The organism is Psychrobacter sp. Pi2-51 (assembly GCF_904846665.1).
Lineage (GTDB): Bacteria > Pseudomonadota > Gammaproteobacteria > Pseudomonadales > Moraxellaceae > Psychrobacter > Psychrobacter glaciei.
This window is the reverse complement of sequence record NZ_CAJHBP010000009.1, coordinates 94,382-110,847: the sequence shown is the minus strand read 5'-3', so window position 1 is coordinate 110,847 and position 16,466 is coordinate 94,382. Positions and strand designations below refer to the sequence as shown.

Annotated in this window: 10 protein-coding genes; 4 read left to right on the top strand and 6 right to left on the bottom strand. The window is 42.6% G+C overall.

The window, feature by feature from the left end; genetic code table 11:
- Positions 1–2 precede the first annotated feature (2 nt).
- From JMY08_RS07040 to JMY08_RS07025, 4 genes are all read left to right on the top strand, one after another.
- Entirely contained in the window at positions 3–515 is a 513-nt protein-coding gene (locus JMY08_RS07040) for a hypothetical protein (protein ID WP_194618730.1), read from the top strand.
- A 172-nt stretch (positions 516–687) separates the two neighbouring features.
- The gene (locus JMY08_RS07035; protein ID WP_201592548.1) at positions 688–2,019 is read left to right on the top strand and encodes a hypothetical protein; all 1,332 of its coding nucleotides are present in this window, start codon (positions 688–690) and stop codon (positions 2,017–2,019) included.
- 241 nt (positions 2,020–2,260) lie between these two features.
- A complete protein-coding gene (locus tag JMY08_RS07030) occupies positions 2,261–3,289 on the top strand; it encodes an endonuclease/exonuclease/phosphatase family protein (protein WP_201592546.1) in 1,029 nt (342 codons plus the stop codon).
- A 215-nt stretch (positions 3,290–3,504) separates the two neighbouring features.
- Positions 3,505–4,197 (top strand): TetR/AcrR family transcriptional regulator, encoded by a 693-nt coding sequence (locus tag JMY08_RS07025; protein ID WP_010198157.1) that lies wholly within the window; start codon positions 3,505–3,507, stop codon positions 4,195–4,197.
- Positions 4,198–4,310: 113 nt separating this feature from the next.
- Here the strand turns inward: JMY08_RS07025 and JMY08_RS07020 are convergent, their stop codons facing one another.
- The 6 genes from JMY08_RS07020 to JMY08_RS06995 all read right to left on the bottom strand — a co-directional run bounded on the left by JMY08_RS07020 (position 4,311) and on the right by JMY08_RS06995 (position 16,395).
- Positions 4,311–5,084: a hypothetical protein gene (locus JMY08_RS07020; protein ID WP_201592544.1), complete on the bottom strand. Its 774-nt coding sequence runs from the start codon at positions 5,082–5,084 to the stop codon at positions 4,311–4,313.
- Between the two features lie 102 nt (positions 5,085–5,186).
- The gene (locus JMY08_RS07015) at positions 5,187–10,532 is read right to left on the bottom strand and encodes a DUF11 domain-containing protein (RefSeq protein ID WP_201592541.1); all 5,346 of its coding nucleotides are present in this window, start codon (positions 10,530–10,532) and stop codon (positions 5,187–5,189) included.
- A 120-nt stretch (positions 10,533–10,652) separates the two neighbouring features.
- Positions 10,653–12,689, bottom strand: a complete 2,037-nt coding sequence (locus JMY08_RS07010; RefSeq protein ID WP_201592538.1) for a DUF11 domain-containing protein — start codon at positions 12,687–12,689, stop codon at positions 10,653–10,655.
- A 46-nt stretch (positions 12,690–12,735) separates the two neighbouring features.
- Positions 12,736–13,200, bottom strand: coding sequence for a hypothetical protein (locus tag JMY08_RS07005; RefSeq protein WP_201592535.1), 465 nt, complete (start codon positions 13,198–13,200; stop codon positions 12,736–12,738).
- Positions 13,201–13,767: 567 nt separating this feature from the next.
- Entirely contained in the window at positions 13,768–15,861 is a 2,094-nt protein-coding gene (locus JMY08_RS07000; protein WP_201592533.1) for a hypothetical protein, read from the bottom strand.
- A gap of 69 nt (positions 15,862–15,930) precedes the next feature.
- Positions 15,931–16,395, bottom strand: a complete 465-nt coding sequence (locus JMY08_RS06995) for a hypothetical protein (RefSeq protein ID WP_201592532.1) — start codon at positions 16,393–16,395, stop codon at positions 15,931–15,933.
- Between the last annotated feature and the right edge of the window lie 71 nt (positions 16,396–16,466).

Here is a 16,466-nt window from a genome sequence, read left to right as displayed (position 1 = left end):
TTATGAGTAACCATGACGAAATTGATCGCAGTGAAGTAAAACATATGTCAAAAGAAGCCAAGCAAGACTTGAATGCTGACATCATCACAGGTGAGCCAGGCTCACATCCAGTAGGTACTGGTATTGGCGGCTTAGGTGGAGCAGCTGCAGGTGCAGCAATCGGTACGATGGCAGGACCACTCGGTACGTTAATCGGCGGTGCTATTGGCGCTATCGTTGGTGGCGGTGCAGGTCATGCAGCAGCTGAAGCAATTGATCCAACCCATGAAGAAGCTTACTGGCGTGCAGAACATGCAAACGCTGACTATTATACAGAAGAGCATGACTTTGACCGTGATTTACACCCAGCTTATGCGGTAGGGTATGCTAACCGCGCTCGCTATCCTGCGGATGCTCGCTTTGAAGATCATGAAGCAGATTTGGAGCGTTCATGGCATGAAGTGAAAGGTGAGTCACGCATGGAGTGGAATGAGGCACGTAGAGCATCACAGGATGCATGGAATCGTGTGTCGTAACATTAGCAAATAGAAAACCTCGGCATTTCCGTATTTTTATAGCTGAGTTTTTACATTTGGCAATTGTAGTTATATTAAAGCCTCTAGAGCATGCTCTAGAGGCTTTTTTGCATGTTGAAACCTTGGTAGTTGTGGTAATCTTAATGATGTCTTAACAACCCATAGAGCTACTATGACTGACTCTTCTTCTGAAACGTGTGAGCTTGCCCCTGATATCGCCAGATTTTATCAAGGTAAGTCTTTACAAGGTCAGCCACCCAGTCTTTGGACGCTGGTGTTGTCTCAAGTCACTACTTGGATATTTGCACGGTCGCTCATGAATGCGGCCGTTTTGGGGTTTTTCTATGGTATCGCTGGTACTTTGGCTTATGGGATGTATTATTTTAGTTTTATCACTGGCGCGCATATTGTCGATAGCTTACGATTCAAACATGGTTTCAATAACATACAGACATTCATGCAAGTCAAGTTTGGGGCAACTGGTGAGCATCTTTATAATGCAGTGATTGGTTTTCGATTAGTGAGTGAGGTGTTCAGCAACTTACTGGTATTTGGGTTTATCACCACCTTGTTCGTGGGCTTTAATGAGAATTATCTAATACTGATTATAGCGGTTGCCACCTTAATTTATTCTTCAATTGGTGGGCTGCACACGGCGTTAAAGACAGATGTTGCCCAAGCGTTATTGACGATCGTCGCCATTGCTGTTCTGTCGGTTGCTATGTTTGCACATCCCTTGTTTTCCTTCGATGACATTATCAGCTCATCCAATACCGCTGACAACAAGGGATGGATATTGTTGATAGTTGCATTTATCCAAATATGGAGTTATCCCGCTCATGATCCTGTTATGACTGACCGAGGATTTTTAGCAGACAGGGCCACTACCAAAAAGTCATTTTACTATGCTGCTCCTATTTCGATGGCTTGTATCCTTCTGTTTGGTTTGCTAGGTGTATTCGCACAGCTGAACAATGCAGGCGGTGCCACTGAAGTGACGCAAACGCTCAATACGCTATTCTCACCAGCGGTAATGATGTTGTTTAGTTTCGCCTTAATTATTTCAGCCATATCAACATTAGATTCTACGTATGCCAGTGCCGCAAAATTGATAGCCATTGATATGAAACTGGTAAAGCCAACTGTTAGAAATGGCAGACTAATCATGTTAGGATTTTTGCTGGCAGGCTTGGCCTTCATTGCAACTGGTAGCAAAGACCTGTTTGATGCGGTGGCTATTAGTGGTACGGTTTCCTTGTTTTTAGCACCTGTCGTGTTTTTTAGTATTTGGTCAAGTTGGGAAGTCAAACCTTGGGCCATTATAGTGAGCTTTGTATCAGCGCTCATGGCTGGTATTGTCTATATGTTAGAAAACGGTGGCTATATTACAGTGATGGCACCAGTGTTTGGCGCAGAGCACAAATACGTGCAGCTGTTGATATTATGTGTCATGGCTTCTATGATTGGTAGTATCGCCTTTGTATTGGCTCGCAAACGAATGTGATTAGCCAATCTGTTGAACAGCTAACTACGTACAGATGTAACATGCATATAAATATTTAGTGTTATGACTTTGATGGAGCAAGTATTCGCTACATTATCAGTTGATCGATTTTTTGAGTTTTAAGTAGCAGGATAAAGCAATACGAAACACTACAGATTTAGTACGGGCGGTCTATTATCATGAACAAGTTGCGTTATTTATTCATAATAATGCATACTATACATATAGCACTAGGATTTTTATGACTTACTCTGCCAATAAAGGTATTGATAAACAATTTTATATCGCCACTGCTAATTTACTAAATTTTGCCAATCCCAATCGTACTTACTATGAAAATGCTGAGCCATATAGCAATAAAGAGTATGAAAATAAACTGCGTGGTATCAGCGATTTACTAGAAAAAGCCCATGCCGACATCATTGCCGTACAAGAAGTATGGGACAGTGAGGCGTTAGAAGCGCTGGCGGTATCGTTAGGATTTAAGCCTGAACATGTGGTTATTCCGCTGGCAAGCAATGATAGTGCGAGCCCTTATACCCAAGGTAGAGGGGCGCAAAATACGCCTGCAGTGGGAATTATTAGTCGCTTTGAGCAGCTAGAGACAACTTTATTAGAAGAGGTGGCACCAAAGGCGGTGATTGATATTCCTGATATCGGTCCTTATAAACGCTTTAATCGCCCACCGTTGGTATTGCGAGTCGATGCATTTGGGCAACCAATTACTGTTATTACGGCTCATCTTAAAAGCAAGCGCGCTTTTTTCTTACGTGATGAAGCTGGCAATTTGCTAGAAGATATGGATGACCCTAATATTCGTATTCGTGCCAAACTTCGTAGCTTATGTATGCGGGCAGCAGAAGCGGCCTCCATCCGTATGTTTATTATCGAACGCTTAAAGCATACTCGCGAGCCCTTAATCTTACTCGGTGATATGAACGATGTCACGGGTAGTGTGACCACGCAATTGATGACTGAAACTGGCGAAGTGAATTACGACAAAAGCATGCGTGATGTTGCCTTGTTTGATGCCGCTCGTGTCCAAGCGCGTTATGGCTGGATGAAAGATGTAGCGTATACCCATATCTATCAAGGTATGCCAGAAGTGATTGATCAGTTGTTTGTTTCAGAAGAATTCTTGCCTGATAGCAAGTTTGCGCTTGGTCAAGTTGAACGAGTTGACTATTTTAATGACCATTTGAAGTGGGATTATGCCGATAGAGTCATCGATCATGGTATTATAAGGGCGAAAATAAAACTTCATGATTAACCCTATTATGTTGTTAATTGATACATTCTTTTTTAACCCATGCATGTCCCTTGCTTGATAGTGTACAAGCGTTTATGATGCCTCTTCATTGAATATAGAGCGGTAATATTAGCCCGTATTACCAACTAACGAACAGTCTTTCTTAGATTTAGAATGAATACTGTCCAATGAAGACCATATTTATAAAGATAGGGCACAACATTAAGAGATTTATAATGAGCGAAAACAAAGACGAAAAGATTGAAGATGTGTTGGTAGACTCGGAACTGGCAAAAAAACTGGTACCGAATAAATTCAAGTTCACCAGTCAGCAAGGCCGTGCACGCCGTCAGAAACTTTTGGCTGGTGCCAAAAAGTTGAGCGAAACACAAGCTATTAATGATATTACTTTGGCTGCTGTATGTGAAGAAGCCGGCATTCCAAGAGCCTCTGCTTATCATTTTTTCCCTAATATCGAAGCAATATTTTTAGCATTACGCTTTTTGAATGCAATCGAAATATTAGAAATAGTAGAAACGGTCGATATCGGTAATTATGATAGATGGCAGGGTTATTTGACGGCACTTATCGATAAGTGTGTGACGATATTCCATAACGATAAAACCAAAGCCAAGCTTGTTTATGACACTAATACACCTGATTTTGAGGGCGATAGTTTTGGTGAAGATATCGATCATCAAATCGTTGATTTGGTTTATAAGCGTTTGTCAGAGCGTTATGAGATGCCGAGTTTCCACGACATTCAAGACACGCTATTGATCGCCTATAGTATTGTAAATGCTATCTTTACCCTATCTTATCGCCGTCATCAAAGTATCACCAATGAGTATATTCAAGAAGCGAACACCGCATTTATTGCTTACTTGCGTTGCTACCTACCAGAAAAACTACCACGTAAGAATCGCTAGTCTTTCTGCAATTTAGCCATTTTGATGACACGCCCTAAGTAAATAAAAAAATCCGACATCATATGTCGGATTTTTTGTGTCTACTGTCTTTGCTCATTATGGTTATGATTGGTCTAACGGATCGGCGTTAATATTTGCCCACGGCAAATATCAGTACTCGTATCTAAAGGCGCATATTGCTCATAATAGTTGACGATTAAATTCTGCAAAGCAACGTTGGTTTGCGAATCATTGGCATTCACATAGGCTTCACGTGCTTGCTCTAGCCAACGGTCTGCCATGCGAAAGTGGCTGCCTGACTCGCGCCAGCCTCGCTCGCATTGATTGGTCGCTGCCCAGATGAGAGAAACCTCACTGAAAGCCAGTTCACGTGGTGCTGAAGTAATACCGTCACTATCTTTTAGGGCGCTTAGGGTTGCCCACAGATCGGGTCGCATCAAGGCTGAGTTGGAGGGAATGTTTTGATGCAGGCTGATGTCTTGTATCGTATCATTCTTTAGCGCGTGTAGTATGGTTTCTGCAAACTGTGCTGCTTGTAGCCCAGCAGTTGAGCGACTATTCATGCTGTCTTGATGGATGGCATAGGTCAGCCAAGCTTGCGCTTTATAAGCAAAGTATTGCTGACGTGCGCTCATACTTTTTTTCTGATACTCTTTTAATTGTGTCAGCATACACTGCATAGCACGTTGATGTGTGCTTTGATATTTATAAGCAGGCGTTTTGCTTTGCAATTCACTATCACAATAGTCATTGGCTTGTAGAGTGGTAGCTTGAGTATGGCTGTCTGCTGCCACTGCTGATGACGCAGTTGCCAGTAGTAATACTGCTGAGAGCGCAGTATAGATAGGCTGTTTGTAAGTTATTGCTTTAATCGCAGAGTACAACATAATACTGACCTTATATTAAGGTAATAAGTGTGGATATTTACTCTTATTAAGACTGACTTTATGAGTGACTAACCGATGAATAATAGCAAAGTAACATTTAAATTATAACGTAGAATTACTGGTCAGACGTTTGTTTTTGCGTGGGTCTTCACGTTTGAATAAGTCTTCATCAAACTTAAAGCGTAGTCTAAAGTAAGCACCTTCTTGAGTGCTATCATCATAAGCGATGTCTTCATCTTCAAAACCCATAAAGTTGTAGCCGAGTGATAACCAAAGGTTTGTCATTGGGCTATAGCCCACTTCAGCACCCAGCATATAAGACATATCATCCGCTTGTTTATTCCAGTAAGTACCTGCTTGTAAACCAATATCCCAGCGTTCGCTAATATCGTATAAGCTGCGTGCATAGACAGCATGAGCTGTGTTATCGCTTATGATATTGTCCGCATCATACTCCGTGTATTTTCCTGCGTAACGACCTGATAGCGTCAATGGGCGAGTCGGGTGGTAGTTGCCGCTCCATGACCAAACAATCGCATCTTTTTGATAAGGATCATTGCCAGTCGCGTTGTCATCTAGGCGATACTCAAGCTTCGCAAGCATATCGAGCTGATTGCTATCATAATCACGATATGCAGCGCCAAGCTGGAAACGGTTGATGGTGCGATGACCATCGTTGTAATCTACTTGTGAGTAGATATCTTTTGCTAATAAAGTAATATCATCGGTGTAACGATAAGCAATGCCCGCGCTGCCGAGAAGGGTATCACTGGTGTCGCCCCAACGTTTTTCTAAACGCCCTGAAGCCTTGTAGTTTTCTTTGGCTAGGTACTCAACACCGACACCCGCTGCGGTTGCCGTGCTATCTTCCTCACCTTCTAAAGACTCGACACGCTCAAATAGTGTGCTTAAGGTCAGACCTTCTTGGACATACCATTTGTTTTTTAGACCGATAGCTGCTTCTGCTTCGCGTGCACTGATTGCATCACGCATACGGTATTCGCTGTAAACCTTACCGTCTTTCATATAAGTGGCATCGAATCCCACGACCGTACGCTGACGCTCATCAGAATCATCTAGACCGTAGCTACCTGACAAACTATTAATTAAGTCATGGCGGGCGTATAAGCGACCTAAGCTACCCAGTGGCGTCTCGCCGCCGATAGAGGTGGCATTACGTTCGCTATTGTCAATATCTTGCTCATATTCGGCAAACACTAACGAGTTGTTCAGCTTGGGCAAACGTGCTGTCAGACGGGCGCGGGCAGTCGTCCCTTCGATATCTTTGTCAGCGTTACTGACGCCATTGAGTGCTGATTGATTGATGATGTCATCGTTGAATATTGTATCATCGGTGACATCTAGCACGTCAGTGGCTGCTTGGGTATTACGTGAGGCGGCAGTCGCATCTTGCTTGTAGTAGCGCACCCCAATCTCGCCAACGATATTCTGACTTAGACGCTGTTCAATGCTTGCTTCTACACCTTCGCGATTGGCTTCGGTTGTATGATCTTCAGTGCGCACGCCTTCAAATTTAAGTGCCGTTTGCTTGTTGTTTAATGTATGAGTAACTTCAACACCAGATTCAGTACGACCAGCTGTCTGCGGCGAGGCGCCAGTGACAAAGCCTTCGTCTGTGTCGTTATAATAAGCTTTGGCACGGGTGTTTTTCTTGTTATCAAAGTCAAGCTCGATACGTAGTGCGTCGCCTTCGACATCGTTACCTTCTAAAAGATCGGCATTAATCTGATTGCTTGGTTGAAAGTTTGGGTTTTCAGCTTTGTTCATTGCATATTCGGCAACTAACTTTAGCTTATCGCTAAATTTGATAACGCTGTTGACACTGGCCAGCTCTTCTTTATTAAGTGGATCGTCACTGTTGACATAGCTACCACCGATAGCCACTTTAGCATTCAGTTGTTGCTTGGCAGCGATACCGCCGACCAAGTATTCTTCACCGCCTTCGTCTACTTCTACAGTGACTCGTAGATAAATAGGGTTGCCATCGATATCTTGGCTAGCGATAGGGGCTTTTAAGAATAGGCTGCGGCTAATAGGATCAATTTCATAATCTGCAAAGCGGGTAAGGGTTTCACGGTTGACGATTAAACCTGGATTATTCGCATCGCGAGTAATAACCTCGATCGTTTCTGAATTCTCTAATACGGCATCAAAGTTTTCAGCCAATGGATAAGGACCTGAGATACCCAAACCACGAGTTTCATTAACGCGCTGACTGGTGCTGGTCTCGGCTATGAAGGCAGTAACACGAGTGTTGTTGTCTTCATACTGTGCTTTTACACCCGTCAACGTACGGTTGTACTGACCAAGTTTGATGCCTTCGTCGTTATCGACTTGAGTTTTTAAATCACCATACATGGCAAATGAGCGGCCTTTATCTACTCGAACATAAAGCTTGCTGGTAGATTGGGCGTCAAAACCTTTGGCTGATGAATCGCCATAGACGGGATAGTACTCGCCAGGCTCGATATCACGGAATAGGCGCTCGCCTTTTTTATCACTGTCATAAGCGAGAGTTAGCAGATAGTCACCGCGTACTTTGCCTTTGAGGAACATCGCAGCACGACCAGATGCCGTATAGTCATCGTTACCAGCAAAATCATTAAGCTCTTGCTCAAATGCACCTTGAGCATCAGTAATACTGCCGCCATCAAAATCTTTGAGTGAAATAGCGCCTTCTACGATACCAACAGCAATGAGAGGGCGTAGTTTAGCAGTGAACTGTAACGGAATGATTTGTTTGCTACTACCAACATCGATGACCAACTCCCCTCTACCGGGTACGCTTGGCGCGGTCACAGGGATTAGTAGCTCACCGCCAGAGACGATCACTTGGGTACCAGCTTGGTCTTTACTGCTGTCGCTAAGATTGATACGACCAATATTGGTATCGATAGTGATCGGCGTCGAAGCGATATAAGGACGACCATCACGGTCTTTTAGGCTAATAACGACTTGATAATCGCTCACGCCATCTGCTGGTACTAGCTGTGCTTGAGTACGATAGTCGATCGCTTGCAAACTATCAGGCGTCAATACTTTGATAGTTTGCTCAGAGATGACTTTGCCATTTACGTCAGTAGAAACACCGCGCAGGGTATTGTTTCCGCGTTTTAGATCAACAGCATAGTAATCAAAAGCGGTCACATTCTGCTTTTCTTGCTCAGCCGTTTTGCCGATTTGCTGCTCTGAAACCGCTTTACCATTGGCATAAAGGGTAAAAATAGAGCCTAAAGGCGCTTGGACCTGTACCATTTGCTTATAAGTACTGAGCTGCTGACCTTCGCTTAGGTTGATAAAGGCAACATCATTATTAGCCACTTCTTTCAAGTATTCTTCTAGCTCTTTTTCTACTGGTGGCGCTACCGTGGTAACGGCCATATCGACACGACTGTCTGCTGGATTGACCATTTCATTGACGATAGCAGAGTCACAGTGATTACCAAGGTCTAGATCGCCATTGACGTTACAGCCACTGGCTTCTACATTGTCATCGTAGTCACGATTGTAATCAGGGTCTAGAGTTAGCTCAGTTTTTACGGCTTGCTCAAGAGTGTCATTTTTAGCGCTCACAGATTTGCTACGAGCAACAAGCTCTGCGTTCAAGCGTTCCGTGCTATCGCCCATACCACCAACGATAGCAAAATCGGCACGATGTAATTCGCCATATTTTAAGTCAATGAAACGGCTACCCGTATCACCCGCATTACGATTGCTTTGGGTAACCAATTCGGTTTCTCTAGGTATGGTAGTGCGATCAATTTTTAGCACGTGAGTCTTGGCACTAACGCCATAAAAATTATACTTACCTTCAGGATCGGTCACGATAAAGTTACCGTTTTCCATATAAATGCGCACGCCTGCGACGCCAAGCTCGCCATCTTCTTTTTGTTGGATACCATCACGATTGATGTCGTGATAGACCTTACCGATGATGATGCCATCTGTATTCATGACACCGCGCTCTACTTCAATCTTCCACTGTGCTTCTCTTGAGACTAAGCTTTGACCTTGTTCGTTGCTAGCAACAGCAGTCGCGCGATTGGTGCCATCACCACCCAATGATGAAGCGCCAATCAATACACGGTAAGTGATCTTTTTACTTGCGCCGTTTGCCATATTACCTAAGCTTAATACTTGGTATTTGCCATCGGCTTTGAATTCAGTGGTTTGTGCTTGGTTGATATCGACACCATTGCCAGACTTGTTTTCGTCGATACGAACGCTGCTTGCGACCATGTCAAAACCGCGTGGTAGCGCATCTTTTAGCTGGACATCATAGGCAGTGGCGTTACCATTATTGGTCACATTGATGGTGTAATTGACATAATCACCAAGCTCAGCACTCTTAACGTCACTTTCTTTGGTCACAACTAAGGTTGGATTTTCATCAATGATATTGATTTGTGTATTTAGGTCTAAGTAATCAATATATACGAGAACGTTGTCGATATTCGTGTTAGAGCCATCGTCCGGTAATGGCTCAGACCCAGTATCGACAAAGGGATTGATACAAGCTTCTAAATTAGCAGTTAGAGTATCGTTTGCCACAGTCTGGATGATCTTGTCATTGATAGCGTTGGCATTGTTTTGTGTTGGTGCGGACAGCTGATATTTACCTGTGTTATTACCTGTCTCTATTCCTCTAAGTGAGTAAGTATCGCCTGTTTTTGAGGACTTGATGGTAATCCATACTTGATCTGGCTTATCAGATTGAACGTTGCATTGGGCGTAGCTGGCTTCTACATATACATTAGAGCCAACTTGAGCGCTACCTTTGGGACCATCAAACTTATCGTTAGTGAAGTCGATACCAGGTTTGATGATTATGGATCTATCCGTTGCAGCTGCTGTAACGGATTCGTCTTCGATGACGACGGCACCAATTTTGATCGCTGCTGTATCGCCGTTAGCACTGTTAGGATCTGTCAGAGCCTGTATGATCAGCTGAATATTTTCAGCTTGACCCAAAGCAATTTGAGCACTTAAGCCGTCAATCGCAATCTGCTTGTCTGTGCTGTCAATGATGCCGTTTTTGTTAACATCTTGGTATACCGTAAAGTTAGATAAGCTACTTGGGTAATCGAAGCTTAAGGTAACCGTCTCATCATACGTACCATTGTTTGAAAGTACATTTATCCATTGAACTGTATCACCAGCATTGACAGTTTTTAGTGCTGGCTGAGTGATGCTGACATCATACTCAGGCAAGGTTAAAGATTTAAAGGTGACCTGATTAGACGAGCCTGACTGACTGCTGGTTCCGACATTGTAGTTGGTTTGTGCAATATTATTAATCGTTGTCACGCCATTACCGTCTTCGGCATGAGCGATATTTGCTTGCATAAGTAGCATCGATGCTGCCAACGCAGACAATGCGCCTACACGGTAGCGAGGGTTACGAGACGAGAATACAATCTGGCGCATAATCGGTAATCCTACTTATGAAAGAAAATATAGTTTCTATAGATATGAGTTGTAAATGGTAAAGATGGAGTTTTCTTAAGCGGCTTAAGAAAACTCCTTACAAGAAGTGTTCGCTGTTAATTATGGTGCAGTGTTAGTGCCGGTCTGAGATATTTTGGCAGAGAAATAAATAGTTCCTTTCTCTTTTCCTGTCAATGTGCCAAACGTACCAACAATGGTTTTACCAGAAACATTTGACGTCGCAGCTGGTGAGTTCACTGAGGTTTTAGACTCAAAATCATTTTGATAAGTCAATGTGTTGACCAAAGTATCCGACAAGACAACATTGGTGATTGTGTTGCTGGTGAAGGTGTTAGTAGCTTCTAGTCTGTAGAATGCACATTGCTCAGCTTTGGCAGTGACTTCAGTCGTTACCCATTGACTATTAGCAATGGTCGATGGCGAAGTACCACAAGCCGCCGCTGCTTGGAATTTGAATAAATCAATACCTTGCATCGTCGTCGTTGACGTCGTAGATATGTTGTCAGTAGGGGCTGGCGTGCCATCTACTATTGTCTGTGGCAATACTTTGATAGTGATGGTTTCAAACTTCCCAATATCGCTATCTTGGCCTTTGTTGCTGCCTGAACCATTGGTATTGACCAATACGCCAATATTAACCGATTGACCAGGAGTCAAACCTGCATTTACAGCCTCATTTAAGTCATATTGACCCTGTGCATTTGGCGTTAATACTGTCTCACCAGTATCAAGCACACCATTATTGTTGGTGTCTACAAATACTTGACCAACAGTAACCGGAACGATATCTGTTATTGGTGTAATCGTGAATAGGACATCACCTTTGGCTTTTGCTTCTGTAATGGCACTACCATCATTGCTAATAGTATAAGTGTAGCCGTTAGCGCTACTTTGTAAGGCTACTTCTTTATTGATACCGTCAGTGATGTTGATGTCACGATTCTGGTTCTGAGCGGTCACCGTAGCATTGGTATTATTATCTTTACCAATATTAGGATTGGTTGGATCTTCGTAGTTGTTCTCGTTCGTAACTGTATCGGCAGCATCACCTGAACTATCAACTAAATCAAAGATTCCGTCGCCATCGACATCATCTCTGACGATAGCGTAGTTGACGAAGTCGCTACCAGTCGTTGCATTATCTGACTTCTTAGCGCGGAACTTGAGAGTGATGGTGTTGCCTTGATTGATGTTCTGACCAGTAACGGTGATCGTTCTACCATCAGTTGAGATAACAGGCGTCTGGTTACTACTACCACCAGTTGTGGTGGGAGCAACATAGTTAGCTTCATTAGGTTGAATCACAACTAAGCCATCAGGCATCACATCTTCGATCGTGACGGCAGTACCATCGGCAGTGCCTTGGTTTTTGACAGTAATAGTATAGTCAACGTAAGCATTGACGTTATTCAAATCAATAACTTTGGTGCCAAGATTGCTTCGTGCTGACTTAGTGATCGCATAGATAGGCGATACAGTGATTGCGTTATCAGTGTTGGTAGCAGTTCCTGCTTCGCCTTTACCAGTTAGATAAGCACTTGTAGCAGTGACATCTAATATACCGTTATCACCAATCACACGACTGTCATTTTTGTCTGCTGCGGCAGCAATCGTAATAGCTGCTGACTCATTTGGTGCAAGCTTAATTGTTTCTCCATTAAGGATAGTCACAACGTTGCCCACAGGTGCATTATTAGCATCTAACTTTTGATAAGTAATCTTGCTATCTGCAAGAGTATAGTTGAAATCATCGCCACCTTCGTTCGCTAGATTAATCGTATAAGTATCCGCGATGTTACCGTTATTACTAAGGGTATGCGTGAAATTTACCGTTGCGCCTACTTGTGGATTGATATTGATGTTTTCATTGATATCGTCAGTAGCAGAAGCACCACCAGTTGCAACTAAACTAAACGCACCTGTTTCGGAGACTTTGATGGTTACTTCGTTAGACTCAGCGGTTTGCTGAGTATTATTACCAGTGACATTATAGGTCGCTGTCGCGATGTTTTTTACAGAAAACGCGTCTTTTTGGTTGTAAGATACGTCAGTTACCGCATTGGCTGTACTAGCGAGACCCATAGCGGTCACAATACCAACAGTCAAAATCGAGTATTTAAATAGGGTAGGTTTCATACGGTAAATCTCCTAAAGGGTATAAATGAAAAGTCCTAAAAACGAACTATTCGACAATGGTATTGAGTGCCACAGCGGCAGACTTCTTGGCGGGTAGTAATTTGATATTCCAACGCAATGTGCGGTATTCAGAATAGGGGATTTTGACCATTTTGCCATCGACTTTGCGCATGAGTGGCATATCGGCATAGTTTTTGCCATCGATACTGGCTTGCGCGCTTGCTGGTAGTGCTTCGCCGTTGAACGCCATATTGGCAGGAATCGGTAAGATAACGGCTAGATCACTGATGTTTTGATTTACGGTATTGGTATAAGTGGCTTTGTACTGAATAACCGTACCTGCTGGTGCTGTACTGACCGGTGCATAACTGACTTTACCGTCGGCATCCTTAACAACTTTGTTAGCCGTCAGCTCCATTTTTAGAGCATTGTCAGCATGAGCTGTGCCTAGCAAAGACAAAGAGGTCAGAGTAGCTAATAAAGTAGTACGAAAGATATTGAGGTGTTTCATAGTATATCCCTTGCTTGTATCGCAGCTGTTAGTTTGATTTTGACTCGGCATTATAAGAGTTATATCTACAGCGAAGCTACTAATGGACAGTAAAAATTGCTAACAACGATGAATTACATATTTTGTAAAGGCATTATTACAAATTGGCAACAACCAATCATCATAAAGATGACAAATGGTAGTTTGAAGTACTCCAAAGGTAAAAGTCATAAATATCAAGGTACTTAGCAGCATTGAACCACTAGTAAGGCTGAAAAAATTGACTTTAATACCTCAAAAAACTTAATGAGGCACATAAATTTTGTTTCAAATATATTTTATGTGGAAAATAATGTAATTTTTTTTAGCCGTTAAGCAATGATTTTGCAAGAATGCGATGGGTAATAAGATTTGATAAAGGATCTACAAATAAGACGTGATACTGACTGAAAATAAGAGATAGACCGTGCAAGAGTGTAACAGGGAAGGGTGTCAAATTATGGGTGTTTATAAGCATCTAGTGATGCTTATAAACATTTTGCTCAGGTAAATAAAACTAACAGTTAGTCACTATTAAACGCTACCTATTTATGGTGCTACCGTGCGATTGTTTTTAATCTTCACAGCAAATTTCATAGTACCAGTGCCTTGAGGCGCCAGTGTAGAGATGTTTGTGCTGATAGCATTTCCGTTGATCGCTGCTTGAGTATTAATGGTGCTATTTGCCGTAACCGTCGTAGCCGCTGTACCGTCTCTATAATCGGCTTTGTCTGAAAAGTTAGATAATAAATCCGAAATGGTCAATCCAGTAATGCTGAATCCTAACGGTGCCGCTGAAGAGTTGTTAAATGCCGCGATCTGATAGATAACACATTGACCAGGTAAGGCAGCAAGAGGATCAGATGAGCTGCTAAAAGTAGTATCAACGACGTTATCGCAATTAGCATCTAAGCCTTGGCTCTTGACCAAAGTTAGACCTTTAACGTTGGTAGTATCTGTAATTGAAGGCACAGTAGGTGCACCTGTACCCGCAGCTGTTACAGTAACTACTGTACTCTCAGTGGTAGCAGTCGTTGAGTTCTCTGGTGTGAACAAAGGCGCGTTGCTAGATGAGACATTATAATTGATAGTTACCGTACTATTAGGTGCTAGTCCAGCAGTCAGTTTACTTGTGATGTTATAAGTATTAACACCATTGACGACTGTAGGTGCGATAGAGATGGCGGTTTGCGGTACTAAAGGACCGGCAGGACCATCTGGATCATAAACGATCGTCACAGAGTTAGGCACTAGGTTCACAGCATTTGATTTGTTGCTGTCAGTGATAGTGAAGGTCAGCTGATTGTCTTTACCTTCAATATCTTTGCCTGTGTTGGTAATAATGGTCTGATGAGTGACTTGACCAACAGCATCTGTAGTAGAGGTGCTAGGGGCAATCTCTTTAGTCGTTGGATTGGTGAGCGTCAAGTTACGCTTAATGGTCGTAAAAGGTTGAGTTGAGTCATTACCATCATTGCCAGTAGCGACCGTACCATTAGTAAAGTCGGTGTCATCGACGAGGTAGAATCTACTAACGTTTTCAACAGTGCTGTCTGTACTATCGATAAGCGTGTTGTCAGTCGCTGGAATATTATCTAAATCGTCAGTGACTTTAACATGATTCAATGCATTATTAGCTAGGGCAGCAGCAGGGTCTTTTTTGACTGTGAAATTAATTGTGATACTTCCACTTGTAGGAATGTTCACTCCCGTTAACTCGAAGCCTTTACTAGTCTGACTGAGCGTGCCTTTAGTTGCATTACCAGCAACGACGATACTATTCGTCGTCAATGCTGACGCTATGAGCAAACCTGTAGGCAAATTATCTGTGATAGTAATATCAGTAGCATTAGCAGAGTATGTGGTAGTTGGGTTTTTGACTACAATTGTATAGGTTGACGTATCATTGTCATTGTTAAGATCTAAAGCTTTGTTAAACGTCTTAATGATGCTAAAAGTTGGTAATTTAGTGACAGAGTCATCAGTGTTAACCAGTGTTTTAGTTGGAATAGTCGCAGGGATAAGCGTACTGGTAGCGCTTAACTTGAGATTTTGTTTGTTACCACCTTTATTACCATTAGTCTTGGCATTAATAGTGAACTTAATGAATTGACCTTTTTCTAGGGTAATGGTTTGGTTGTTTGCTGTACTGACAGGAATACCAGATTCTGAGGAGACAGGAGTAACACCTGCACCTGGGACTTGCCCTTCATTATAAATAGAGTACGAAACGGTAGAGGCAGAGGCAGTAAGATCATAATCAGTATCGTCGCCAGTCACATTTTCTAACTTAAGCGTATAACTATCACTACGGTTACCTGTGTTGGTCAACGTATGCTGAAATACTGCAAAGCCATTGGGTGCCACTTCTTCATTCACGTTTGAATCGTCAGGAGAGTTGCCATCTGGGTTGTTTGAAACCAAAGAGAACGACAGCTTCTCTGATACTCTGACAGTCACTGTGTTCGATGTCACTGGCGTTTGCGCGACAGTGCCGACGCTGTAGCTGGCTGTTGCCACGTTTCTTATGTCAACAGTGGTATCGCTAGAAACACTTGTTGCTGCCATAGCAGTGGTGGTTATACCTAGTGCAGCAGTCACACCAACAGCGATTAGACTATATTTAAAAGTATTTGATTTCATAAGGTGCTCCGAGATGAAAGGTAATAAACGGTTAATTCAATAAGCTATATATGAGACAAGCAACTTTTATTAGCTAACCTTTGTATTTAGCGCCACGACAGCAGACTTATTAGCGGGCAGTAATTTGATATTCCAGCGTAGCGTACGGTATTCAGCTAATGGAATTTTGACTAGCTTGCCATCAACCTTGCGCATAAGCGGCATATCTGCATAGTTTTTACCATCGATACTAGCTTGCGCGCTGGCAGGCATGGCATCACCAGTGAAGGTCATGCTAGTAGGGATAGGTAACGTCACCATCAGATCATTGATGTCTTTATTAACCGTATTGGTATAATTTGCTTTGTACTGAATGACTGTACCGGCTGGTGCAGTACTTACGGGTACATAAGTGACTTTGCCTTCAGCATTTTTGACCATTTTATTAGCGGTTAGGTTCATTTTCAGTGCATCATCGGCGTAAGCGGTATTTAACAAAAAGGCAGAAGTTAAGGTTGCCAATAAAGCGGTACGTAAAAAATTAATATTTTTCATATTATAATTCTCGCTTGAATCACTACTATTTATTAGATAGTTGCATGATTACAAACAAGCGACACAAAGTC

Bases quoted from the DNA above. Each gene is read 5' to 3' on its own strand.
- JMY08_RS07030 (WP_201592546.1), top strand. From the start codon at position 2,261: ATGACTTACTCTGCCAATAAAGGTATTGATAAACAATTTTATATCGCC.
- JMY08_RS07000 (WP_201592533.1), bottom strand. From the start codon at position 15,861: ATGAAATCAAATACTTTTAAATATAGTCTAATCGCTGTTGGTGTGACT.
- JMY08_RS06995 (WP_201592532.1), bottom strand. From the start codon at position 16,395: ATGAAAAATATTAATTTTTTACGTACCGCTTTATTGGCAACCTTAACT.
- JMY08_RS07035 (WP_201592548.1), top strand. From the start codon at position 688: ATGACTGACTCTTCTTCTGAAACGTGTGAGCTTGCCCCTGATATCGCC.
- JMY08_RS07015 (WP_201592541.1), bottom strand. From the start codon at position 10,532: ATGCGCCAGATTGTATTCTCGTCTCGTAACCCTCGCTACCGTGTAGGC.
- JMY08_RS07020 (WP_201592544.1), bottom strand. From the start codon at position 5,084: ATGTTGTACTCTGCGATTAAAGCAATAACTTACAAACAGCCTATCTAT.
- JMY08_RS07005 (WP_201592535.1), bottom strand. From the start codon at position 13,200: ATGAAACACCTCAATATCTTTCGTACTACTTTATTAGCTACTCTGACC.
- JMY08_RS07040 (WP_194618730.1), top strand. From the start codon at position 3: ATGAGTAACCATGACGAAATTGATCGCAGTGAAGTAAAACATATGTCA.
- JMY08_RS07010 (WP_201592538.1), bottom strand. From the start codon at position 12,689: ATGAAACCTACCCTATTTAAATACTCGATTTTGACTGTTGGTATTGTG.
- JMY08_RS07025 (WP_010198157.1), top strand. From the start codon at position 3,505: ATGAGCGAAAACAAAGACGAAAAGATTGAAGATGTGTTGGTAGACTCG.